Here is a 24433-nt window from a genome sequence, read left to right as displayed (position 1 = left end):
AATGTTCCTCCAATTAAAAACACGATTGTTTCAGTATCTTTCCACATACTTGATCACACTAAACTGCCCTTTATGCCTCTCCTTTTGTGTGTGGTAGGTGGTACTTCCATTTCGCCAAAGGGTAGCTTTTTTCTTTACATAAAAGGGGCGATCCCTCAGCCAATTTTCCATGGCTTTTGGGACTGCCCCTCTAATCCTTTAACGGATAGAAGATCTGTTTAATTTCACCTCAGTACTAAGCATGACAGTGTTAAGCTCATTTCCTCGGCTATCATGTCCCCTTCTGAAGTAGAGACTGCGCACAAAATTTTTACTGTTCACGCGAGCAATCATCTGACTGCGACTTCTCGGCAAATCGCAGCATTGCGCTAAGCCGCTAATCCAATCAGCGATTTCTTGATGTGGAAGTAACTCTTTGTTCATCATCGTATCCACGATGTTGACTAACCTCTCATCATCTTCATCGCTAAAAATATGTCTACCATTATGTAGAATGCTAGAAATAGCGACAAGAACCTCACGCAGCATTTCGGCGCTGCTCTCCTCGCACTGAACCAGCTCTACAAAAACATCCGCACCGTGAGACGCGCTGTGAGCCCAGCCTCCTACTGGAAGGTAACCTCGCAGATCCTTCTCCTCATTAAAATAACGGAGCATTGCATTCATTAATTGCTTAATTCCCGCTTTATTGAACAATGGATTCTGTCTGTGGCGTTGCAGAATCAAAGCAATAGGCAAGGCAGAGAATGTCCTTGTAAATACTGACTGATCATCCTCAATGCCAATATTATAGAACAAATGATTCTCATCGGTCAGAACAGCTACAAGACTACGCAACTCCTCCCCACTGAATCTATTCTCTTCCTTAATCCACATATAAAACATCGGATAAATTAGGTTGTCCCTTAATTCTGGCTGAGGATCGCCAATGTATTGAAGTAACAAAGGTAAGAAATCTTGATGCTGCTCACCTTCACGTAACTGATACTCATCATTCTCAATTCTTTGCAAATCCAACATCAATTTGGTCCTTGTATCGCTCATTTCCCCATCCCCTCGATGCAATAAATTCAGAAATTATTTAGAGCTTTTATGGAACGAGAACTTCCGTTCAATCTAAGATGTTTTTTCTTTTCGACATAAAACGCCCCATTAGATGATCATATATAATGGCATAAAATGGTGCAACTATATTTCAAATCTACATTTTTGTACGATTTAATTAAGCATTAGACTGTGACTGAGCTGTGTAGCGTATTGTAGTTAAATGGCGTTTATGCTAAGCTGTACGTAATTTAAATGATGGGAGCTGAACGGATACATGTAGAACTTTCTTGCTGCGAGATATCGGAAAGAACGGACTCAGTTATTGACTGTAGTTTGTTTATTTCGTCTCTGCAAGAAAGATCTGCACTTCGTTTGCGCTCCCTATTCGGACAGTTATCCGGCACCTTTATATGGTGCCGTATTTCCTCGTATCGATTTGAGTCGCAAGAATGCACCTTTCTTGCGGCTCTTTTTTATTTCAATACGAAAGGATGATAGCCATGCCAGCTATACAAGTATCTAATCTCACTTTTGCCTACCCAGGCAGCTATGACCCCATTTTTCAAAATGTTCATTTTCAGATAGATACCGATTGGAAGTTAGGATTTACAGGGAGGAATGGGCGAGGGAAAACGACATTCTTTAACCTGTTGTTGAAGAAATACGAATTCAGCGGCACGATTTCCGCGCCGGTAGACTTTGATTATTTTCCGTTTCCCGTAGAACATCCTGAATATTTGACCGTCGATGTTATTGAAGAGATCGTACCTGGTTATGAGCACTGGAAGTTAATGCGTGAGCTGAATCTGCTTAAAGTTGCGGAAGACGTCATGTATCGGCCATTCGAATCACTTTCCCAAGGTGAGCAGACGAAGGTATTGCTTGCCGTACTGTTTATACACGACAATCGTTTTCTGCTTATCGACGAGCCGACTAACCATCTCGACCTGCATGCTCGCAAGCTTGTCGGCGATTATTTGAATACGAAACGTGGGTTTATTCTTGTTTCACATGACCGGGATTTTCTCGACCGCTGTGTCGATCATATTTTATCAATTAACAAAACGAACATTGATATCCAAAAAGGCAACTTCTCTAGTTGGTGGAGAAATAAAACTCGTCAAGACTCTTACGAATTGGCACAGAATGATAAGCTGCACAGGGATATTCAGCGTCTATCTACTTCTGTCAAACGTACGAGCGGCTGGTCTCACGAGATTGAAAAATCGAAAAACGGAACTCGAAACTCCGGCTCCAAGTTGGATAAAGGCTACGTCGGGCACAAAGCAGCAAAAATGATGAAACGCGCGAAATCTATCGAACAACGGCAACATGCAGCTGTAGAGGAGAAATCGAAGCTGCTCCATAATATTGAACAGTCAGAAAGCCTTGCCATCTCTCAGCTCGTGTATTCCAAAGCCGAACTAGCAGTACTTAGTGACGTTACGATTTTCTATGGGGAAAAACCAATTTCCGAAAACGTTAGTTTAACTATCGAACGAGGAGATCGGATAGCCATTTCAGGCCCAAACGGTTCTGGCAAGTCAAGCTTGCTTCGCTTGCTCAGAGGAGAGGCGCTAAATTATACAGGCACTTATCGCTCCGAGCCGCAGCTTCGTATTTCCTATGTATCACAGACTACTTCCCATCTTCGAGGATCGCTTTCTGATTATGCGGCAGAGCACGGCATAGATGAAAGTTTATTTAAGACGGTGTTACGTAAACTTGATTTCTCTCGTGTCCAGTTCGAGAAGGATATGTCGACTTTTAGCGGAGGACAGAAGAAAAAAGTTTTAATCGCGAGGAGTTTATGTGAAGAAGCTCATTTGCATATTTGGGATGAACCGCTCAACTTTGTCGATGTGATTTCCCGAATGCAGATTGAGGAGCTGCTGCTTGAGTACGCACCGACCATTGTGTTCGTGGAACATGATCGGGAATTTCATGACCGTGTCGCTACGAAAACAATTGAGCTTTTGCATAAAAGGAGCTAACAAGTGGAGATTTTGAACGATGTTAGCATACTTGAGCTGGACTTTCATGTGCTAATAACTTGAGCAGGAAGAAATACATGCCTAAATTATCCAAAGTTTATGTAAATCAGTTAACTCTACTGATATACTCTGAGTGTAAAACAAAATATTTCTAGGAGGTAGATTGATGTGAAAGATTTGCAACAAAATGCTGCTAGGAGGTTTTTTGATATTTTGAGTTTGCGCAGAGGGACAAGGACAAGAATCTATTTGATGCTATTAGTATTCATACTAATGATTCCTTTATCAACAGCAAGCGCAGTAGGAAATTCGCCTGCAACTCCCCAAGCCGGAGATGGCGTGTGGAATTGGATTGGAGAAGACCAACTTACGAGGTTAGGACCCAATTTTTATGTTAGTGCCCCTACTGTAAATTCTACCGGAGGAGATTTTAGGGTTTGTTCAACAGTACACGATATCTATACTTTGTATGAGGCCGATTCTGTGCCTAATCCTCCTGATTATGTGAAAAGAGTAGCAACGGGTAGTGACAAATGTGCAGTTTGGCGAGGTATTGGGGGATTTGTGGACGGAGACAACAGAAAGGCTGAATTTTATATTGTAGGATCTAAGTCGGCATATGTATGGTTCTATGATTAATCTTGAATAGCAAGTGAATTCGCGGGGAGATAGGTACGTTACTTTCTCTCCCTCTTTTGTTCCATTTATAAATACTGAACATCGGGCAACATAATAACACTTATTACGCACATTATTTCGAATATCTCAAAGATACAAGGTGATTAATCCCTATTTTCTTCGCTCGTTTAATTGGTATTTGCTTGCGTTTGTATTCTTCAAAACCCAATTTATAATAGAGTTTCATCGCTGGAATATTGGTATCTGCGACTTCTTCAATCAAATAAACCTCGTATGGTGCATGCTCTTGAATATGACGGATCAGTTGCGAAGCAACCCCCTGCCCTCTGAATTCGGCGGCCGTCCCTACAAATTCAATGGATCCTACACCAGGTGAAGGAAGAACAAAGGCAGTTTCAAATTCTTTTTTTAAGAAAATACCGGCTATAGTACCTTTATAAAAGCCTAAATGTTTGCGGAGTTCCTTTTTATCCAGTTTAACCGAAAGTGAAGTTCCATCTGTACAAGCAGCCATTCCTACCACTTGCCCCTTGTATAGAGCCACATAAAATTGCTCCAAAACGAATGTATGAGCGAACGCTGCGGCAATCCTTTTCGGATCCTTAGAGAAAAAACCTAGCCACTGTGTGAATCCCTCTGCAAAGATTTCAGATACTCCTCGCCTTACATCAAATTCAGCTTGATCAGCTCTAATCACGTTAATCATGACATGATCACTTCCTTTCCTTCAATAGAAATGCAGTGAGGATAGATGGTGAGGGCATGGTAAAGTTGCTCTTTAGTAATACTTTCATTTGAGCCAAGCCTTGAATCGATGCATAAAAAAGAGTAGCCATTTCCTGGGCATCACCCGAATAGAACTCCCCGAGCTGCTGACCCTTTCGTATGAGCTGTGCCGTAGAATCACGCAGCCTGGCATTTATCTGGAGCATCTCTTCATAATGTTTTGAAGCTGTGGCAGCACCAGCTAATAGCGATTGATTAATAAGAATCAGTAGATGGGCTAGTTCCTCCCCATTGATCATGTCAGTGTAGACTTTGTCCACAAACTGTACCATTAACTTTTTAGGGGATTGATCGGATTCAAAGAATGTAATATTACGTTTCAATCCTTCAACCGAGTAGGCAACCAATTCGTTAAATAACTGATCCTTCGTTTTGTAATGACGATAGAGCAGACCAATACTAATTCCAGCTGTATCCGCGATATCTTGAACATTCGTCGAACCGAAACCTTGATGAACAAATAGCTGCATCGCAGCTGAATGGATTTTTTCCCTAGTGGCAATACGCATTTCTTCAAACTGTTGCTTGCTGCGCGGCAATTGAATCTCCCCCTTTTTAATGAATGAGTTTTTACTCATTATATAATAGTGGGTATATAAAAACAACATTCATTTCCAGTTAGCGAAAACTTCCCGTTAACTTATTGAAGCCACGGAAGTCGCTTTTTCTTGTAGGAATATAAAAAAACACCTTTTATCAAGGTGTTTTTAGAATGTAATATTGTTGCGTTTAATTATAGTGGCTCATTACGAAGCACAGCCGATGCTGCATGAGAAGGACTATCGTTTTTGAGAGTTAATGTATACGTGCAGCCTGCATTCAAGATAATGAAATCTGCACTTATTCCTGAATTCACAGTAAGTTCATAATATAAACTAGATGAAGTTCCGCAAACCTCCTGTATAGTCACATATACGGGGCCAGATCCATGCGCTTGTACGGCTAAATGGCCGTAATTACCTAAACCTTCAACCGGGCTTGCAGTCGCAGAATTTCCAGCTTGAACATACAAGGAAGCAACTCCAGAGTTAGCTGAAACAACACTCATTCCAAACAATAAGATAAATAAAGAAAGGCCGAAAATTGTTAATCTCTTTTTCATAGACATCCTCCTATATTTGGAATTAATTTACTATAACATATCTTTTTTCAACATGGATAAAAATTTGACATATTAAGAAGTGAAGCTTTCTGAAGTTCAAATTAAAATAATAATCTGCTATTTCCGATACTGCCCCTCATGTATTATGATTCTATAAAAAGGGAAGGAACTCTTCTGCCCATGAAATTATCCAGGTCTCAGAAATTAGCTCAAGAGTGTATAACAAATTATGCAAGAAGCCGCAAAAATGAGACGGAGCTAACAATTAAAGAAATCCTTCGAGTGTCCAGCATAGAGCTGAAAACATTTGAAGAGGCTGTCGCTAAACTAAAATCCCACGCTAGTATTGCACTACACTTTCACCCAGATCGATTAGATCCGTCCATGAAAAGCGTTGCTGAAGCACTACTTGAGCAAGGGGTTTATAAAAGCCAGTTTGAGACATTTCTATCGAATGGAAGTGTATCAGCATTTCCAGGTGGTGAACGTGACGTTTGGGAAAATAAAATGTTTGGCGGAGCGTATCAAATAAATGGCTCCACCAATAGCGAACGGCCCAAGTATGGAGCGCTCAATGTTATGTTACATCCCGATGGACCTGCTCCACGTTTTGGATCATGCTATTTCCTTTTATCCCCTGAACTCTCTCATCGGTGCACGTATACTTATTTAGATTCTCACCAAGACCCCGAGGAAAAAGGGACGTATGAAGAATTTGACCTCATTTTGGCTGCGCTCATGAGGGATGCGTTTTATAGTGATTTTGCCATTGGTGAAAGAAATCTGACGGTTCGAAAGTTAATCGACCATATGCTCATCAATCTGGAGAAACCATTCCAAAATCCATCAAATAAAGAGTCAAACCGAAATCTTGACCACTATATCGAAGCTCAGGTTCATGGTGATATTTTTCTGAAAGAACACGTAAAGATACTTGTTGCCGATCCATCATTTAAGGGCACCCATACAGGACGAATCTTAGAACAAATATGTTTAAAATATTCAATTGATCTTTACTGGCACATGGGCTTTAATCTTTTGGTTGATGAGGTTCCTATCCATTTTAGAGGCCCATCGATGCCTTCACTCGCCAAAAGAATTGCGCAAAATGAGTACATTGATGTAAATATGATCGGCTCTGCAGCTAGGGACTTGAAACAAAATCCAAGTAATTGGAGCGATAGAGGAACCTACAACGAAGTTCTGCAAGAATTAAAATTACTTTGGCATGTTTTAGTGAGATATGGAAAGCCAATGGCAAAGTAAACAATCTCCCGTGAAGCTGGAGCGATTCTGTACCATTCTCCTATTACGCTAACTTGCCAGTTAACGCAATAGGAGGTTACCGGTCTAATCCATTAAAAGAAGCAGACAGGAATCTGGAATAGAAAAATAAAGTCTTCGACTACTGCTGTAGTCGTGCAATTAACATTCTCCGTTAACTCAATAATAATGACATATAATTTGTGTTTTAGATAAAGTGAAATTCACAATGGAAAGTTCCATTGTTGTTTGATATCCCAAGCCTTCATATACGCAAACAGCAGGTAAGTTATTAGCTAATACGCCCAGATAGACATCTGGTGAACGTTTTTTACCTAGACGTGTCAATTCACTTGTTAGGCGCTTAGCTAATCCTCTTCCTCTATAATCTAATCTTGTAACAATGTTCCCAAGCTCAACTAACTGTGAATCATAAAAATGGAAACCTCCCACAGCTATGAAGTCCTCTCCTTCTTTTATTCCGATAAAAGGATAGTACTCTAACTCACTTCTAGTAAAAAACCTCATTTCACTACTATGTAAAAAATCAATCACCTTAGCATATTCATTTTCACTTATCTTTTTGGCAATGTTAGATTCAAGGAGTTTTGAATCATTCTGATGCTTCATTGTTAAAAAGCGCTGAGGAATCCCTTTGATGAGATCAAAGGATTGAAAAAGTTTAAGGTCTCGTTGACAGAGTATCGTGCCACAAACAGCACTTTCATCAAGTTTGATCGTTTCTCTTGTAAAAGCAATTAGTTCTGGAAAAAAGATGTCCTGCTCTTCAACTCGAAAGAAAGAAAATGCAGGAAAGGAAAGTCCACTAAGATAAGCTAATACGGCTGTAAGTTTGCTATTAATAAATTGACAACTATATTGAGCCTTCTCCTTATGTTGCGTTAAATAACTATAAAAAAGTAAATTCTGTTCTGGATTAATGTCAGGCAATAATTCAATAATCGTGTCGTGAGTAAGCAATCGATGCGAAAATATTTTTAACACCTCCCCGTTAAGTTAACACTATCTTCAGTCTTTTAGTTTGGGGAATTTTCAGCTAAACGACTTTTATCAACTTGATATCCATCCAAGGTACCCACATGTCATCATCGCCTGACAGCTCCCAACTGCCGGTTAAAGTGTTGCCGTCATCACTAAACATACCTGTGAAGCGCTCTGATTTTCCAGTAATCGTCCAGATAGCATCAAGCAGATTCGCTTGGTACGTGCCGACGCTACCTCGGTTATCATACGAGTGTGTGAAATATGTCTGACTTACAGTATCATAACCTATGATCTCGATGGTTTTAACCTCTTCGTCCCCCATATAGCCATCCACGTAATGAATAAGGAAAAACCCACCAGGCAGCCATTCATAAATATCAGTCGCTTTCAGCTTGACAGCCGTGCCAGTTGGACTCACCTTAATTAGTCCTTCCGTATTCCATTTACCTACAAACACATTCAATCGAGCAAGAGCAGGATGCGGCTTGGACGGATCGTGTGGAGCAAGGGAAGCATTCTTTTCGGTCACTACTATGTTCCTCCTTCATAATCATGACGTTTGCCACACTAGATCTATGAATTTTTGAATCTACTGTTATTCTAAGTTATTACTGATATAGCGATTTCTTATCGATTGCTATTTTGAGTTATCCAATTGTTTAATGCTTAAACATGGAGTGATCTGATGGATACGCTTTCTATGAAACACAAACATTTCTTTTACTTAATTTCTTAAATACCGTGTATTCCTTATTGGACTCAATAAAACGTAATATCTTTTCGGCACATTCTATTGGATTCATCTCTTCTGTATTTACTTAAAGATCATATTCATCAATGCAATATACTTTGCTGAACTGTGCAGCTGCTAGTCCAATATTTCTATCTCCTCTCGCTTTTTCTCTTCTTATGAGTTCTTCTTTTGAGCATATTACACCTATAAATAAAGTAGGCTGATCGACAAATAGATCAAGACAATCATTAAACCACTTGTCATTTTCAATTACAGTATCTACTATTACATTCAAACCCAGTTCTGAAAACAATTTGATTGCCGCAAAGTACACTGAGATTATTGGATCAAAGCTTTAAAATAAAGTTTGATATTTTATATTAAAGATTGATAATTCAACAAATATAGACTGAGAAAATAAAGTAGACTGCCGCTGTGTTGTTGAACTAACGTTAACCGTTAGGGAGTTCAACGCGATGCCAAGATGACCTAGATACGAATATCGTCCATAGATATTCTAAAAATATCTTCTACTATTAATAACGAGACTTTCATGGCTACTTCCTCTTTGTGAAACGATGTATTCCCAGACGCCCATAAGTATCTAGCCTCGTGTATGATATTGGCATAAATAGTTACATAAAAACAAATTAGCTAGGGGTATTTACTGAGTGTAATTTCTTAAAGATTAAATGGCTTTAAAAATTCTCTTTGATCAAGTTGAAAAGCGTGTTTGGAGCTTTAAATACTTCAAAATGTTAAATATATCCACAAAAATAAGATAAGAAATAGGCGGCGATCCATACTTCAGCCGCCCATTCCGGCTTCCTTAGCAAGGATGATTGCTTTCGTTCTGTCTGCAACTTGTAGCTTGTTCAGAATATTGGACACATGGTTGCGGACTGTTTTTAGTGAAAGTCCTAACTGTCGAGATATTTCAGTGTTGCTTAGATCGCGTGCAATCCATTCCAGAACTTCTTTTTCCCGACCCGTTAATTGAGGAAATAGGACATTGCCGGCTGCTTTATTCATCATTGAATCAAAGTAAAACATTAATTTTCGGGCAATCGTCGCACTGAAAATCGCCTCCCCGCATCCAACAACTTGAATAGCCCTAACGATTTCTTCTTTGTGCGCTCCCTTAAGTAAATAACCACGTGCGCCTGACCTCATTGCGGTAAATACGGATGTGTCGTCATCGAACATCGTTAAAATCAATATTCCGATATGAGGAGAAGTCCGAATAATTTCCTGGGTTGCTTCAATACCATTCAAGCCTGGCATATTCACATCCATTAGAATGACATCGGGTTGAAGATTTTCGGCTAGATGAACAGCCTGGGTCCCGTTAGTTGCCAGTCCCACAACTTCCAAGCCCTCTACGGAATGGAAAATAGCAACGAGCCCTTCGCAAAACATCGGATGATCATCTGCTAATAAAATTCGTAATGTTTCTTTCTCAACATGTTGCACAGTCAGTCCTCCTTTTCTCAACCGGCAGATGAACTTGAATGTCAGTTCCTTTGTCCGGGGCTGAAATCAAATGAAATGATCCACCTAGCTCCTCTGCGCGCTCCCTCATCGAACATACTCCAACTCCTGGTTTTACATGTAAGGGCATTCCATTTCCATTATCCGTTATTTGGATGTGAAAAAAGTGATCTTCAAGTCGCAGTATGATGCGACAAGTGCTGGCGTTCGCATGATGAATGACGTTCGTAAGTGCCTCTTGAACGATCCGGAAAACAGCAACTTCCACCGCTGCAGAAACCTCTAGATCTCGTTCTGCTCCCTCCATGATGATTTGAAGGGCAGGGTTTTGATATTGCAAAATAAGTTCTTGTAGGGAAAAGACCAAACCGAATTCATCTAGGGTGGGCGGTCGCAACGAATAGACAAGTCGTCGAATGTCGGTTATCGATTCTTTCAGTTGTAATCGAACGGCCTCCATCACTTGCTTTGAGTTGTTCGGCTGGCCCAGAAGAGAGTACTGGTGGATCGCTTCATCCAGACGAAGTATCATGCTGGCTAGAGAGGAACCTAGTCCGTCGTGCAAATCCCGCCGAAGCCGTCGGCGTTCTTCCTCCCGAGCAGTAATTAAGTTTTCCCTCGATTTTCGAAGGTCTTCGGCAAGTTTCACGGAATGGATGGCGATGCTTACTTGACGAATGAGATCTTCCATTTTTAATTGCTTGCTTGGAAGCATCGTTCCGTGAAGCTTTTCTCCCCCTAGAACGAGTTGTCCTACTGCTTCACCATTCACTTCAAGTTCAATCGTACGGATGATGCGGGTTTCCTTTCCGAATGTGGCAAGCCGTTCTGCTCCATCCTGTCCGTAAATGTCAATAGTCGTGTAGGGTACTCGCAGAATGGAGGCGAGTTTGGCAACAACGGCAGGAAGAAAAGATCGATGTGACAATGAAGCTTCCAATTGTTTGGTCAACATGGAGAGCACAACGTAGGGATCTTCTCGCTCGCCATAGACGAGGAGATTCACTTCACGTTGAACGAATTCCCTGAGCGGTTGAAAGGCGACAGCGATCAGTCCGGTAGCTAATAGCGAAACGATGGCAGGCACTTTCCCCTGTACTAGAGCTCCAAACGTACCCAATAAAAGCACGTAAACCATGATGCCAAAGACGCTCAGCAGAGCGTACACCATCGTGCGGTTGAAAGCGCCGGACATATTGCGAGCTCTTGTCTCAAGTATCATTAAACCTATAGAAAATGGAAGAAATAACAAGCTTGTATACAGTGTGATTTGAACGATTAGTCTCCATATTCCGTGCTCGTTAAAAAAAGGGAGTGGTGTAAGTATACTTGCGACAATAAAACCCGCTAATCCGGCTATTAACCAAATCAATTGACGACGTTTTTCTGGCGAAGACTCACTGAAGAAGCGTTCGGTCTGTATGTAAAGGACAATAAGATGTAACACGATAAAATAGGCGAAAAAAAACCATGGAGAAACTTTCAGATAAGGAATGTTAGGAACAAAGTGACGAAGAAAGCTGTGTGTGGTCCAGACAAAAGCAAAAACCGCAGTCCAGCGAGGATTGAATCGCCCGGAAGGGAGCAAAAACAGGAAAACAACATAGATAACTCCGATCATATTCAATCCGGTAACAAGAACGTTCATAAGAGGATGATCGACATAAAAATGATTTTCGGTGCTGTAATAGGTACCTGTGGCGATGAGAAGCAATGAAGCCATCACACAGTAACGATCTTTCCAACCGTAACGGTAAAGGAGAAAACCGATAGCCCATGAAGACAAATTCTGAAGCGCTAAGAGGATGTTCGTAAGACTCCCATAGAGATCTGGAGAAATCCCGATCTCTTCAAGATGAATTAGTTGGGACGTATTCATCTGAAAGTAACTATTGCAGAACCCATCCCCGCATGAAGTGCTATAGAAGCCCCAACTTCCGAAATGACCATAAAGCGAAGCCACGACCGAAGTAGCAGTAATTATCCACCAAAGCAAATGCAGTCCCAGTAGGTAGCTGAAGCTAGCTTGATTTTGTAGGATAAGGCGCATATTCATAAATCCTTTCAAGATGAGTGATTGATGAAAATTATACCATACGACTTTCCCGGCAGAACCGGGAAAAACGTTCCCGGAAAAATCCTTAGTGGGATTAGGCATGTACCTCTTGTGAGCGGGATAAGGGAAATTTTACGATGATGGAAGGCAAGTAAATGAAACTAGGAGGAAATGAAATGACAATTGGGTTGGTATTGAGTGGCGGGGGCTCGCGTGGAAACTTCCAAGTAGGGGCGGTACGTTACCTGTATGAGAGAAACATTAGACCTGCCATTATTGCAGGGACTTCAGTAGGGGCCATTAATGCGGTTAAACTTGCGGAGGGTGAAGGAGACGGAAACGACGCCACAAGGGGTCTTCGTGGATTGATCGGTATTTGGCGCGATTTAATAGTCGAATCAGACATGTGGGTGAAGGAAGGATGGTTTTCCAATATAGAAGATTCAACTATCGTGAATTTTATTAAAGATGATGCATTCCGTAGTAAAAAAATAAGAGAAGACTCTTTTAACTTGTTTTTAGGGACATATGGGTTGGTGCAGGTAATACGTGATTACTCGGGTGATATCAATAAACTGAAAAGTGAAATTGAAAAGGTATTGAGCGCCCAATCACAATCCCTTTATAATTTGAATCCAATTCGTGCAAAATTAATTAGTTTAAGCAAACTCGACCCGCGAAAAGTATCGCAAAGTGGTATTAAATTGCGTATGAGCGTCGTCGCTCTTGAGAGTGGTGCATTACGATATGTGACGGAGAAAGGGAATTTGCTAGAGCGAGATAGTGTGTATTACGTTCAATCCGTACCTTTGCATGCTTCTGCATGTATTCCAATTGCTACGAAGATCGAGGAGCTTGAAAGAAGCAGGAACCATCTTCAAGCCCAATTGCGTATCGCTCCAACTAATGATAAAAGCTCTATTATAGAGCAAATTCGAGAACTGAACGCCGAAATATCACATCAGAACGGTCTGTTGTCGAGCTGTGATAGAGCTAATCCTCCGCAATCACTTCCTCTGAGCATCAGCTTGAGTGAAGGTACTCTTGCATCAGCCTCGATTCCGCTAGCCTTTTCTCCGGTGAAGCTTGGCACAGAGAACTATGTAGATGGCGGCGTACGCGAAATCGTACCGATTCAAGCAGCTATACAAGCTGGAGCAACTGAAATTTTTGCTGTAATGGCATCCGACAATTCTATGGACCCTCCCCGCGGAATTCTTTCTGGGAACATCATCCCGTCATTCGATGTAGGTGTAGCTAATTTAATTGATGTGGCGACTCGTGCTACAAGCGATATTATGTCTAATGAAATTGCGCAGAACGAAATTGAGCCATATATCGTGAATGTTAATTCGAATGTAAATGTAACGATTATTCAACCAGAGCTCGATATACACGACATAATGACAATTGACCCCGGATTAATAGACATTCGAATGGCTTATGGTTATATGAGAGCGGACGATACTTATCAGGCTAAGCAAGCTGACCCGGTCAACTATCGACGGCTGACTGAACAATATTCCCGGGACAGACAAACGAAACTTATTTATTTAACCCGATATGAAATATGGAAGCTCGAATACGCTGCCAGTGGCTACAAGTTCACAACCAAAGATGGAAGACCTGTTCATCCGGCTCCAAGAATGGAGCATAGTATCGATGCAATTCGACAAGTACGTGAGCTCAAAAACAGATTAAGCGATCTGGTGCGCAGGAGAAAAGAAAAAGGGGGCTACGTCCCATCGGAGGCGGAAAATTGGTGGGCGACTTGGGAACGTCATCCATGGACTCCGGATCGCGGACTATGGCTACCAAATGGCCCAGCTGCAAAGGGAAATGACGTTCGCCCTGGAGAAACGCTAGCTTATGATCAAGGTATTCACTCTCCGAGCGGTGACTACTCATTGGTGTTTCAAGGAGACGGCAATCTCGTATTGTATAAGATCATTAAGACTAACGGACCGCTAGCTCCGGAGTGCCGCCCCATCGATGCTGAAATTACGCGATTACAGAACGCTTTAACTAACCTTCAAACAGAACTCAAAAAAGCACCGACCAATAAAAAAGCTGAAATTATGGAACAAATTCAAGAAACGAAGGCCATCATCGCTGAAAAGACAGTTATGTTGACTGCTTGTAATAAGACTTATCCTCCTCAAGTGATGATTACAAGAAATGCACTATGGGCTTCAGGAACTGCTGCACGGGCAGGGGCATGTTATATGGAACACGACGGCAACTTATACATCTTCGATGAAGGCAAAAAAATCGTATGGTTTTCCAATACAGGTGGTAACCCGGGTAGCTATCTCGTCGTTCAAGACGATGGCAATGTTGTCATGTTGCGCCCGGATGGAAGCGTGGTATGGTCTTTGAGAGGTTAAAAAGTGAATTTGAGCAATGGTATTGGTTTATTTAATAAGATTAATGATTGTTCTACCTCAAAATCAGTACTTTGTACGCTTCCTTTTCTTAAAGGACACTGAATCTGCTATTTATTGTTCAGTGAAAATAAAGTAATAGACTGGAGTTGTTGATATAACGGGGTTTTTGAATTGGAGATTACTCCGCTTTTAGAAAAATTAGTTTTAGACTGATTCATTAAAAGAAGCAGCGGCAGTCTAAGACTTGATAAATAAAGTCTTAGACTGCCGCTGTGATTGAACAAACGTGTCCCCGTTAGTTCAATCATATCAACTCTGAGATGAACATTGGTGTAGCTCCATCCTCTGTACTAAAGCCAAATTTATTATAGAAATCCACTGCATGAGGATAAGAAATTAATACTTTTGTTTTACACCCTTTATATCGATCAAGCATTATATTCATCATTTCCGTACCTATACCTATACTCTGATAACTCGGATTAATAAGCATATAATGAAAATATACCGTTAAAACACCGTCTGACAAAGCATTTATCAAACCGACAAGCTTTCCTCCATCCCAAGCGGTAACAATTGAATGAGACCCTCCGATTGCTTGTAAAAGCTCGTTTGGATACTTGCCAGATTCCCATTCTAGCGAAAGAAATAACTCTTGGAGTGCATCCTTAGTGATATCCTCTTTGCTTGAAGCGTAATAAATACTCACCCCTATACCTTCCCTTCATAAAACCAACTACAGCACAACATCTGTTTTAAACTGTCCTATTTCGATGGTTTTGCAATCCTTACGAAGCCATAAAATAATACCGACAAAGCAATTTCGGATTTATCAAAGTGAATTATCACTTTACTTATAGCCTTAATCTGCCCGTTCGTATTATGAGATCAACCAGTTCTTTCTGGTTGATCCTTTTTTCATTTGCATAGAGGATTAAGGTAACCTGGTCGAACGTACCTGCCCGTGGGACTTGATTCCGAGCGCTATAATGTTCACCCTACTTGTCATGACCATGATTGAGGCTGGTTAGGACGTAAGATCCCGAATAACAAGCGATGCTATGGAGCGACAAGAAGAAACCGTAGGGGCTGCCAGTAAATCTACATTTACAGGGAGAGATGAAATGAATCCAGTTATTGGGCTAGATATTTCTAAAGAAGAAAGTCATGGACAAGCCTTTTTAGAGCGTGGAAAACCATTTAGAGGAACATTCCATTTCAAGCACACTCCTGATGGTTTAGCGAATCTCCATCAAGTTTTAAAGGACGTAGAATCTGTATCCAAACAACGYCCTTTGCTTATTCTAGAAGCAACCGGACATTACCAAAGCCCTGTTGTTCAATTCCTAGAGGAACATCACTATRTTTACATTGTCATTAATCCGCTCATCTCAAATCGGCTTAGGAAGTCTCAAYWTCGTAAAGTAAAGACGGATTCTGCTGACGCTTATCTTTTGGGAGAGTTGTACTACAAGGAAGAGTTTGAACCCTTTAAGAAAAGAGGCGTCCAGCTACTCAATCTACGCTATCTAACTAGGCAATATGAGTCTCTTTCAAAGATGTGTGTACAGACTAAACTGCAATTCCAAGCTGTTCTAGATCAGGTTTTCCCTGCTTACAAAGGTGTCTTTGGAGCTATGTATTCAGGCATTTCGCTACGTTTTTTAAGTGAGTTTCCAACCTCATATTCGGTTTTGCAGACACCAGAGGATACACTCAAGGCTAGAATGAAAGAACTGCTTTCTTCGAAAAGAGGACGTTCAGAGGACTGGATTAACCAACGCGTTCAACGGCTGCTAGATGCGGCAAAACAAAACCCGTTTCAGCAAACCATGTACGCAAGCCACTTAATCAATTTGAAAGTCCTTATTACCCTTATTCTTCAGTACCAAGAGCATCTTATTGAATTGGAACAGAACATAGATGCTCTGGCTGAAGAAATTGAAGAGTATGAATTAATTCAGTCGATTCCCGGCATCGGACATAAAATTGCGGCAACAATCTTATCTGAAATTGGAGAAGTCGACCGATTTGATCATCCTAAAAAGCTAGTCGCCTTTGCAGGCATTGACCCGAGTGTCTTTGCTTCCGGTAAGTTTACAGCAACTCGAAACCGAATTACGAAACGTGGCTCCAGGCAGCTGCGTTACGCGCTGGTGATGGCTGTTCAGTGTGGACTTATTCGTTCTCGCAACACTCGACTCAAAGAATTTTACGAACGTAAAAGAACCGAGGGTAAACCACATAAAGTGGCATTGGTCGCATGTGCAAATAAGCTAGTTCATTGGCTCCATGCCATCTTGAAAAGTAAAAAGCTATTCCGTCTGGCTTAACAAATTCAATTGGTTTAACCTTCCAAAACACCGTTTGAATTGGAGGGTTATTTGGCTTGCCTATTTTAACTATAACATATGGTTTAGAGTCATTTTACTGGTAATCTTGACAAGCTATTAGCTGGTATAGCTTAATGAAGCATTGTCAGTCTATTACTTTATTCTCCTAGTTTATCAAGACCTAGATTTAGGAAATTCAGATATAATAAAGGGTTCCACATATTATACATGACTAATATGTGGAACCCTTTTTGCTTAACTATCGTACTCCGTTAGAATTCCTGTGGAACGAATCCTCCTTAAATGCTGATAACTTTATTGTATTGGATTCATCAACTCATAGTAATATTTAGAATCACTAGTCTTATTAAGGCTATACCAGGCATCTAATGTTTTTGAAGAAAACACATCAAAAGCTTTCAAAATGTGTACAGAAAATTCCAATGGAGCTATTCCAGATGCTGTGATCAGTTTTCCATCAGTTACAGCAGACTCCATTATGTAATACTTTTCTCCTGTATAAGTGGGACAGATCATTTTAAGGTATTCCAGATCATTGCTTGTATGTCTACGTGAATTCAGCAATCCTGTCTGGGCAAGCCCCATTGTAGCACCACAAATCGCTGCAACCCATATACCTTCCCTTAAACACCTCTCAGCGACTTTTAAGAGGGGGTGGTGAATCGTTTCTATCCATGTATCTCCACCGGGTAAAATCAATGTATCTGATCTTTCAATGCTGCACTCATCCAATTTGATGTCAGGCAGTATTTTCAATCCGCCCATTGTAGTTACTGGAGTCTTATCAATTCCCACGGTAATTATTTTTGATGGGGCCAGCCCCTTTTTATAATATCTTCCCGAGTTCAGTTCGGCAGTTAAGTAGCCTATTTCCCAGTCTGACATTGTGTCAAACACATAAAGATATACCGTATTATTCATTTGCAAGTTCTCCTTATTTTACAATTCATCAAGTGATACCAACCTTCCATCGGTAATCAATGATTATCATCATTATAAAATGACTTCACTGACATCCGCTGTCAGTGAAGCTATTAACGTTGATAATATTCCATTAACTCCGACACAACACCAACAAGTTTTTCCTTCAAACTCTGTGGTTCGATTACTTGAATGGATTTCCCGTAGGATAAGAGAAAATTAGGAACATAGGTATGAATTGATTTTTCCTCAAGTAAAAAGATTGCTTGATTTGATGTACGCTCTTTCAGATGATGCCCCAAAAACCAATGCAGGCATAAGTCATCCAACGCCTCTGACCTACCTTCGATAATTAAAGCAATTAACCCGTCCTTGCCGACTAAATCAGGTAATAGATTTCGCAAAAAAAATTCCCGAGCCAAAAAAGCTTTGGAACGCTTAAATATGTTTTGAGTACGCTTGATATTTAAAATCCGTTCTACCCGAAAGCTGCGGATCTCATTTCTTAGGTGGCAAAATGCAATAATATACCATTTATTGTTCCAGTAAACCATTCCATAGGGATCTATCACCCTAGTCTTGGATTGATCATCACGGCGTGTGCGATAATCAATTTCTACAGAGAATTCGTTTGCTACAGCTTGCTCCAATTCCGCCAATACTGGCTGAATAGAAGGGTCTCCCATACGGTTTATAACTTCAAATCCGGCTAAATGACGGCTGAGAACACTTTCCTGTTCCTGATTCGAATACATTTTCAATTTGGATGTCGCATTACCTAATGCCTCACTCAAAGGGTATCCGGCTTCTTTTGCAAAAACAGCAGCATGAAGAAGTGCTTTTTTTTTCTTCAATATCAAATAGCAGAGGTGCTATGATAAAATTATTCAGCAAGCTATACCCGCCATTATGACCAGTGTCGGATATTATAGGCACTCCACTGGCACCTAGCGCATCAATATACCGATAGACTGTCCTTATATTTATTTCTAACTTTTCGAATATTTGTTTTGCGGTCATTTTAACGCCCGAATTCAGCATCCATAGGATTGCCAGCATATTATCGTTTTTTGGCATCACATATACCTCATCTTTTATTAGGATCGCTCTAAATTATTAACTTTGCGAATCGCCTGCATCCCTTTATTCATTAATCTTTCGGCCTTTCAATCCTCACGTAGCATTCAATGTGTGTCGTTCAATAACTTCGCGAATACTTAAAAATTGATAATTTTCGCGATGTTCGTAAATACACTGTTAACCGAAACTTCCTAGGTCAAGAACATATGGGTAAACCCTCAAAGCCAGAAGCATCTAAGGTCAAGTTCGGATAAGGGCATATAAAGGTCAATGTTGGATATGGGCATATAAAGGTCAAGAATGGATAAGGGCATAAGAAGATCAAGACATATTCGGTGGGTAACTCTAAGAAGAGGAAGCATCGGTTAACACCACAATCACGCTTCGGGCTACACCCTCGAAGTTGAGAAGCCAAGTAGTAGATTCAGCCGGACACATCCGACTCCGTCGGACGTCGAAAATTCAAGAACGTTAGCCGAAAGAAGTTCTTATATGTTTAGGAGGAGTCTATATGATATTAGAAAAAGTTATAAATAGAATTGTAATACAAAGTGAATATAAGGATTTTGTTGATAAGTATATAGATAATATACTTACCGAATTTAAAGGTAAGATTCATAGCATTTATATGTGTGGCTCGATTCCAAAAGGAACTGCTAAACCTTTTAAGTCAGATGCAGACTTTACTATTGTATGTGCAAATCCCAAAGATATTGATTACGAAAGATTGTCAAATATTAAAGATAATCTTTTGGAAGAATATCCAGTATTAACTAAGATTGATACGATAATTTGCTCGATTGACGATGTATTAAGTAAACCGAATGAGTGGGGTTTTTGGATTAAGATAATTTGTGTTTGCGTATATGGTCATGACGTTGGTGAAAGAGTGCCACCGATAATTACTTCTCCAGAGTTCATTTTAGACTTAAATACAGAGACCAAGGAGGAAGTAGATCGTATACATAGTTTACTTTCTAATGCTAGTGATAACACATTGAAAACTAGATATATTAAAGGTTATTCTAAGAGATTAATTCGTGCATTATACTCTTTGGTTTTAGAAGATACAGGTGTATGGCAAGATGACATTATTCAGATGAAAAATGCCATATTAGACTATTGTGAGATTGACTCCGCGTTAGTTGATTATCTGTATGCTTGTTACTTGGATAGTCATGTACCTGTTGAAGAGTTTCTTGGAATTGCAGATGAAGTATATAGCTATTTTGAGAACGTCTTAAATACAATGGCTGCTTCCAGAACTTCCTTCGGCTAACACCATATTGATGCTCGGGGTCACTCTGAGAAGCGACTGGCCACATCCAGCCCCCTAAGCCCGTCGGGAAGTCACTGCATTAGGTGTTCGGCAAGCCTCACAACTATAAGCAGCGGCTCTAAGGGGCCAGGACGTCGTCAATACAAAACGTTAGCCGAAATTTCCTAGGTTAAGAACATATGGGTAAACCCTCAAAGCCAGAAGCATCGGCTAACACCGCATTCACGCTTCGGGCTATTCGGCCTTCGGTCCTGTTAAGCTAACGGGAAACGTTAGTTGAATGCATCAAGGAATCAGATCGCCGTCGCTGTCGCCACCTTTTTCGTTACGATAATTAAAATAAAGAGCTCCACATATTAGTCATACATAATATGTGGAGCTCTTTATTTTATTTGATTTTCTTGATTATAGGTCTTGATAATTTTCAGTCTAACACTTTATTTTCTTCTAACACTTGTCTACTACAAAAACCGCAACCCTACTCCACCGTCACACTCTTCGCCAAATTCCTCGGCTTATCCACATCATGTCCCAGCGCTAGTGAAGCGTAGTAAGACAGCAATTGTAGCGGCACAACGGAAAGTGCTGGCGACAGGATCGGCAGTGTCTTCGGAATAGCAAATATTTCGTCGACTGACTTAGCGACTTCGCCTTCAAATCCGCTGTTAGCGATACCAAGTACGTGAGCGCCACGCGCTTTCACTTCTTTAATGTTGCTAAGTGTTTTCTCGTACAACGCTTCCTGCGTAACCAACGCAATAACAGGCACGCCCTCTTCGATAAGTGCCAAAGTTCCATGTTTTAGTTCCCCAGCTGCATAAGCCTCCGAATGAATATACGAAATCTCCTTCAACTTAAGTGAACCTTCTTGAGCAACAGCGTAATCAACGCCACGTCCGATGAAGAACAAGCTCTTATGATGAGAAATAGATTCAGCAACTTGTTTCAATACCGCTGCTTGCTCCAAAATCGTTTCAACTTGCTCCGGTAATGCTTGAAGTCCAGCTACCATAGCTTCTACTGCCGACTGCTCTTGTGTACCAAGTACACGCGCAAGATGCATCCCTAACAAGTAGAACGCAATAAGCTGCGACGTATACGCTTTTGTCGAAGCAACCGCAATCTCAGGACCCGCCCAAGTAACGAGCACGTCATCTGCTTCACGAGCAACTGAGCTTCCGACAACATTTGTAATCGCTAATACTCTTGCCCCGTTACGTCTAGCTTCACGAAGTGCAGCAAGCGTATCTGCTGTTTCGCCCGATTGGCTTACAACGATAACGAGTGTATCCGGTGTGATGATCGGGGAGCGATAACGATACTCCGAAGCGACATCATTTTCGACTGGAATACGTGCTAATGATTCAATAACTGACTTGCCGACAAGTCCTGCATGGTATGCCGTACCACAAGCGACAATATGCACTTTACGAATCGACTTCATGTAGTCGTCCGTCATCGTTAGTTCCTTCAAATTTACAGATTTGCCATCGTCAGCGATGCGTCCAAGCATCGTTTCACGATAAGCTTTAGGCTGTTCGTGTATTTCTTTCAGCATGAAATGATCAAATCCGGCCTTCTCTGCTGTCACTAGATCCCAATCGACATGATATATTTCCTTGGAAATAATTTCGCCGTCAGTAGTCATAAGTTCGACACCATTACGTGTCAGTACGGCCATTTCGCCGTCGTCCAATATATATACATCCCGCGTATGTTCCAAAATAGCGGGAATATCCGACCCAATAAAGTTCTCTCCATCGCCAACACCGATAACGAGCGGACTAGCGAAACGCACAGCTACGAGTCGTTCTGGCTCATATTCCGTCAATACGCCAAGAGCAAAAGCTCCGCGCATACGTTTTACCGCTTGTTGAACAGCTTTAACGATATCGCCTTCGTATTCGTCAGCGACAAGATGTGCGATGATCTCCGTATCCGTCTCCGACACGATTACGCGACCTTTTGCAATAAGCTCATCTTTGAGATCCAAATAATTTTCTATAATGCCATTGTGCACGACAGAAAACTTCGCTGAATTGTCCGTATGAGGATGCGAGTTAACATCGGATGGTTTACCATGAGTTGCCCAGCGAGTATGCCCGATCCCAACAAAACCAGCAAGCGGCTCATCCTTCAGCTTATCCTCAAGTACAGCTAGACGACCTTTCGACTTCGATACCTCTAGACCATTTTCCGTAAATACTGCAATGCCAGCGGAATCATACCCACGGTACTCCAGCTTCTTCAATCCTTCTACCAAAATGTCCTGAGAGTCGCGTTTACCAATATATCCTACTATTCCACACATAATTTAATAGACCTCCGTCAACGGTATATTTCCCGTCCATACGGATGCCAGCTCTGCGTAGCACAAGCAAATATGAAGTTGTCACATGATTCTTATTGTTGCGAAAAACGTAACCCTTCTGCCCGTGCCAGCCTCGCAGGCGGCATCGTGGACATATGGGAGCAATTCATTTGCAGCAGCCTGCTGTACGATTGTCCGATCGGTCGCCCAATCGTTTTACGTAACAGCTTTCGGATGGCTAGCTAAATACCGGAAGGTCCCCGCCGAATGTTTCGAACACCTTCACCTCGTCAGCTTCCCGTATGAACATCCCTTCATAGCACTATTTTTAGCAACTACTTCAAGTCTATTCATCACGCAAGCTCTGGCGCTTGTATTACCAATGTAACCTCTACCCTCGCTTTCCTTCTTGAATGCTATGTCCTATCATATTCATTTTCACTCCATGGTGCAACCCCTTTATGAAAATGGTTGAAAATTGATCTAATTCGTAACTATTTTGTCCGAATCCCTCATAAACGAACCTCAAATTCGCTATTTTTCGCAAAAAACGGCCAAACAGAGCACCGTTGCTCCGCATGACCGTTTCATTCATTATTGCTAATAATCGTTAACCTAGTTCACGTTTTACAACTGCTGCAATCTGATCCACATAAGCTTCAACTTGCTCTTTGTCCGGTCCTTCAGCCATAACGCGAATAAGCGACTCCGTTCCAGACGGACGAACAAGTACACGACCATTGTCGCCAAGTTCGTCTTCCACTTGCTTCACAGCCTGTTCAATGGCTGCATTGCCGTTATATAGGCTCTTGTCAGCTACACGAACGTTAACAAGCTTTTGCGGATACTTACGCATCAACTTCTTCAGTTCACTTAGCTTCTTACCTGACAAAGCTACTGTTTCTACGAGCTGCAAAGCCGACAAGATGCCATCCCCAGTCGTAATATAGTCTAAGAAAATAACATGGCCAGATTGTTCGCCGCCCAAGTTATAGCCGCCACGACGCATCTCTTCCATTACATAACGGTCGCCTACTGCTGTTTGTGCAGTTTTTAAGCCGTTCTTCTCTGCACCTTTGAAGAAGCCGATATTCGCCATAACTGTCGTAACAACAGTATCATGGTTTAACCTGCCGTCCCGCTTCAAACGGTCACCAATAATACAAAGGATGAAGTCTCCATCCACTTCTTCGCCATTCTCATCTATTGCAATCAAACGATCCGCATCGCCATCGAAGCTTAAGCCAAGGTCAGCTCCATGCTCCAAAACTTTCTCACGTAAATATTCTGGATGGGTAGAACCAACACCCGCGTTAATATTGCGTCCATCAGGTTCCGCACCTACCGTAATAATATCCGCACCTAGTTCGCGGAATAAGGTCGGAGCAAGCTCGTATGCCGAACCGTTTGCACAATCCAGTACAATTGTTAACCCACTAAACTTACCGCCAACTGTCGTCTTCAAATAATTCAAATACTTTCTTTTCGCTTCATCGTAGTTCGATACAGTACCAATGTCTCCACCAACTGGACGAGGCAATTCGTCTACTTCTGCATCGATCAATGCTTCAATTTCAAGCTCTGTTTCATCTGATAGCTTAAAACCATCACCAGCAAAAAACTTAATGCCGTTATCTTCAACCGGATTATGTGAAGCAGAGATCATAACACCTGCATCTGCACCAAGCTCTTTCGTTAAATAAGCTACAGCAGGTGTAGATACTATACCAAGACGTACAACGCTAGCTCCAATCGAAAGCAATCCTGCAATTAGAGATGCTTCGAGCATTGGGCCCGATATACGAGTGTCCAGTCCGATTACAACTTTCGGCTTTTCCGCTAGTCTAGTAAGTACATATCCTCCACAACGACCAATCTTATATGCAAGCTCAGGCGTTAATTCTTTATTCGCAACACCACGTACACCATCTGTACCAAAATATTTCCCCATCGTTCATTATCCCCTTTTACTATGAATGGATTTA

The 24433-nt window shown here is 41.3% G+C and carries 19 protein-coding genes and 2 pseudogenes; 7 read left to right on the top strand and 14 right to left on the bottom strand.

Annotated features, from left to right (window positions below; genetic code table 11):
* Positions 1-198: 198 nt before the first annotated feature.
* Positions 199-1044 (bottom strand): DUF2785 domain-containing protein, encoded by an 846-nt coding sequence (locus I6N90_RS21000; protein WP_197937623.1) that lies wholly within the window; start codon positions 1042-1044, stop codon positions 199-201.
* A 503-nt stretch (positions 1045-1547) separates the two neighbouring features.
* Between I6N90_RS21000 and abc-f the strand changes: the two genes are divergently transcribed.
* A complete protein-coding gene (abc-f, locus tag I6N90_RS20995; RefSeq protein WP_197937622.1) occupies positions 1548-3041 on the top strand; it encodes a ribosomal protection-like ABC-F family protein in 1494 nt (497 codons plus the stop codon).
* A 168-nt stretch (positions 3042-3209) separates the two neighbouring features.
* Complete coding sequence (locus I6N90_RS20990) at positions 3210-3680, top strand: hypothetical protein (RefSeq protein WP_197937621.1); 471 nt, start codon at positions 3210-3212, stop codon at positions 3678-3680.
* A gap of 112 nt (positions 3681-3792) precedes the next feature.
* Here the strand turns inward: I6N90_RS20990 and I6N90_RS20985 are convergent, their stop codons facing one another.
* The 3 genes from I6N90_RS20985 to I6N90_RS20975 form a co-directional block, all read right to left on the bottom strand.
* Entirely contained in the window at positions 3793-4386 is a 594-nt protein-coding gene (locus tag I6N90_RS20985) for a GNAT family N-acetyltransferase (RefSeq protein WP_197937620.1), read from the bottom strand.
* A gap of 7 nt (positions 4387-4393) precedes the next feature.
* Positions 4394-5005: a TetR/AcrR family transcriptional regulator gene (locus I6N90_RS20980; protein WP_197937867.1), complete on the bottom strand. Its 612-nt coding sequence runs from the start codon at positions 5003-5005 to the stop codon at positions 4394-4396.
* A 194-nt stretch (positions 5006-5199) separates the two neighbouring features.
* A complete protein-coding gene (locus I6N90_RS20975) occupies positions 5200-5568 on the bottom strand; it encodes a hypothetical protein (protein WP_197937619.1) in 369 nt (122 codons plus the stop codon).
* A gap of 180 nt (positions 5569-5748) precedes the next feature.
* Between I6N90_RS20975 and I6N90_RS20970 the strand changes: the two genes are divergently transcribed.
* Positions 5749-6834 carry a DUF3626 domain-containing protein gene (locus I6N90_RS20970; RefSeq protein WP_197937866.1) on the top strand — a complete coding sequence of 362 codons (1086 nt, stop codon included), beginning with the start codon at positions 5749-5751 and terminating at the stop codon, positions 6832-6834.
* A 177-nt stretch (positions 6835-7011) separates the two neighbouring features.
* Here the strand turns inward: I6N90_RS20970 and I6N90_RS20965 are convergent, their stop codons facing one another.
* The 5 genes and pseudogenes from I6N90_RS20965 to I6N90_RS20945 all read right to left on the bottom strand — a co-directional run bounded on the left by I6N90_RS20965 (position 7012) and on the right by I6N90_RS20945 (position 12110).
* Complete coding sequence (locus I6N90_RS20965) at positions 7012-7812, bottom strand: GNAT family N-acetyltransferase (protein WP_232243218.1); 801 nt, start codon at positions 7810-7812, stop codon at positions 7012-7014.
* A 76-nt stretch (positions 7813-7888) separates the two neighbouring features.
* Positions 7889-8365 (bottom strand): DUF1579 family protein, encoded by a 477-nt coding sequence (locus tag I6N90_RS20960; protein WP_197937618.1) that lies wholly within the window; start codon positions 8363-8365, stop codon positions 7889-7891.
* Between the two features lie 169 nt (positions 8366-8534).
* Positions 8535-8918: pseudogene (locus I6N90_RS20955) on the bottom strand (phosphotransferase-like protein); the annotation flags it as partial.
* Between the two features lie 458 nt (positions 8919-9376).
* Positions 9377-10042, bottom strand: a complete 666-nt coding sequence (locus I6N90_RS20950) for a response regulator transcription factor (RefSeq protein ID WP_332262489.1) — start codon at positions 10040-10042, stop codon at positions 9377-9379.
* Entirely contained in the window at positions 10029-12110 is a 2082-nt protein-coding gene (locus tag I6N90_RS20945) for a sensor histidine kinase (protein WP_232243217.1), read from the bottom strand. The genes I6N90_RS20950 and I6N90_RS20945 overlap by 14 nt, the downstream gene beginning before the upstream one ends.
* 182 nt (positions 12111-12292) lie before the next feature.
* Here I6N90_RS20945 and I6N90_RS20940 point away from each other — a divergent pair, with 182 nt between their 5' ends.
* Positions 12293-14503, top strand: coding sequence for a patatin-like phospholipase family protein (locus tag I6N90_RS20940; protein WP_197937616.1), 2211 nt, complete (start codon positions 12293-12295; stop codon positions 14501-14503).
* A gap of 304 nt (positions 14504-14807) precedes the next feature.
* Here I6N90_RS20940 and I6N90_RS20935 read toward each other — a convergent pair whose 3' ends face one another.
* The gene (locus I6N90_RS20935; RefSeq protein WP_197937615.1) at positions 14808-15212 is read right to left on the bottom strand and encodes a GNAT family N-acetyltransferase; all 405 of its coding nucleotides are present in this window, start codon (positions 15210-15212) and stop codon (positions 14808-14810) included.
* A gap of 415 nt (positions 15213-15627) precedes the next feature.
* Between I6N90_RS20935 and I6N90_RS20930 the strand changes: the two genes are divergently transcribed.
* The gene (locus I6N90_RS20930; RefSeq protein ID WP_197937863.1) at positions 15628-16836 is read left to right on the top strand and encodes an IS110 family transposase; all 1209 of its coding nucleotides are present in this window, start codon (positions 15628-15630) and stop codon (positions 16834-16836) included.
* A gap of 315 nt (positions 16837-17151) precedes the next feature.
* On the opposite strand, the gene I6N90_RS20925 is transcribed toward I6N90_RS20930, so the two are convergent.
* Complete coding sequence (locus tag I6N90_RS20925) at positions 17152-17778, bottom strand: type 1 glutamine amidotransferase family protein (RefSeq protein WP_197937614.1); 627 nt, start codon at positions 17776-17778, stop codon at positions 17152-17154.
* Positions 17779-17891: 113 nt separating this feature from the next.
* Positions 17892-18855, bottom strand: a pseudogene (locus tag I6N90_RS20920) (helix-turn-helix transcriptional regulator).
* A gap of 514 nt (positions 18856-19369) precedes the next feature.
* Between I6N90_RS20920 and I6N90_RS20915 the strand changes: the two are divergent.
* A complete protein-coding gene (locus I6N90_RS20915; RefSeq protein WP_197937613.1) occupies positions 19370-20137 on the top strand; it encodes a nucleotidyltransferase domain-containing protein in 768 nt (255 codons plus the stop codon).
* A gap of 478 nt (positions 20138-20615) precedes the next feature.
* Here the strand turns inward: I6N90_RS20915 and glmS are convergent, their stop codons facing one another.
* Positions 20616-22448 (bottom strand): glutamine--fructose-6-phosphate transaminase (isomerizing), encoded by a 1833-nt coding sequence (gene glmS / locus I6N90_RS20910; protein ID WP_197937612.1) that lies wholly within the window; start codon positions 22446-22448, stop codon positions 20616-20618.
* A 72-nt stretch (positions 22449-22520) separates the two neighbouring features.
* Between glmS and I6N90_RS20905 the strand changes: the two genes are divergently transcribed.
* Positions 22521-22694: a hypothetical protein gene (locus tag I6N90_RS20905; RefSeq protein WP_197937611.1), complete on the top strand. Its 174-nt coding sequence runs from the start codon at positions 22521-22523 to the stop codon at positions 22692-22694.
* A 364-nt stretch (positions 22695-23058) separates the two neighbouring features.
* Here the strand turns inward: I6N90_RS20905 and glmM are convergent, their stop codons facing one another.
* Positions 23059-24399: a phosphoglucosamine mutase gene (glmM, locus tag I6N90_RS20900; protein ID WP_197937610.1), complete on the bottom strand. Its 1341-nt coding sequence runs from the start codon at positions 24397-24399 to the stop codon at positions 23059-23061.
* Positions 24400-24433 lie beyond the last annotated feature (34 nt).

This window comes from Paenibacillus sp. GSMTC-2017 (genome assembly GCF_016019935.1).
Taxonomy (GTDB): domain Bacteria; phylum Bacillota; class Bacilli; order Paenibacillales; family Paenibacillaceae; genus Pristimantibacillus.
Note: the sequence above shows the minus strand (reverse complement) of the source record. Positions and strands in the feature narration are given on the sequence as shown.

Excerpts from the sequence above, each read along its gene's own strand:
- I6N90_RS21000 (WP_197937623.1), bottom strand. The coding sequence starts at position 1,044 with ATGAGCGATACAAGGACCAAATTGATGTTGGATTTGCAAAGAATTGAG.
- abc-f (WP_197937622.1), top strand. The coding sequence starts at position 1,548 with ATGCCAGCTATACAAGTATCTAATCTCACTTTTGCCTACCCAGGCAGC.
- I6N90_RS20985 (WP_197937620.1), bottom strand. The coding sequence starts at position 4,386 with ATGATTAACGTGATTAGAGCTGATCAAGCTGAATTTGATGTAAGGCGA.
- I6N90_RS20975 (WP_197937619.1), bottom strand. The coding sequence starts at position 5,568 with ATGAAAAAGAGATTAACAATTTTCGGCCTTTCTTTATTTATCTTATTG.
- I6N90_RS20970 (WP_197937866.1), top strand. The coding sequence starts at position 5,749 with ATGAAATTATCCAGGTCTCAGAAATTAGCTCAAGAGTGTATAACAAAT.
- I6N90_RS20945 (WP_232243217.1), bottom strand. The coding sequence starts at position 12,110 with ATGCGCCTTATCCTACAAAATCAAGCTAGCTTCAGCTACCTACTGGGA.
- I6N90_RS20940 (WP_197937616.1), top strand. The coding sequence starts at position 12,293 with ATGACAATTGGGTTGGTATTGAGTGGCGGGGGCTCGCGTGGAAACTTC.
- I6N90_RS20925 (WP_197937614.1), bottom strand. The coding sequence starts at position 17,778 with ATGAATAATACGGTATATCTTTATGTGTTTGACACAATGTCAGACTGG.
- I6N90_RS20915 (WP_197937613.1), top strand. The coding sequence starts at position 19,370 with ATGATATTAGAAAAAGTTATAAATAGAATTGTAATACAAAGTGAATAT.
- glmS (WP_197937612.1), bottom strand. The coding sequence starts at position 22,448 with ATGTGTGGAATAGTAGGATATATTGGTAAACGCGACTCTCAGGACATT.
- I6N90_RS20905 (WP_197937611.1), top strand. The coding sequence starts at position 22,521 with ATGAAGTTGTCACATGATTCTTATTGTTGCGAAAAACGTAACCCTTCT.
- glmM (WP_197937610.1), bottom strand. The coding sequence starts at position 24,399 with ATGGGGAAATATTTTGGTACAGATGGTGTACGTGGTGTTGCGAATAAA.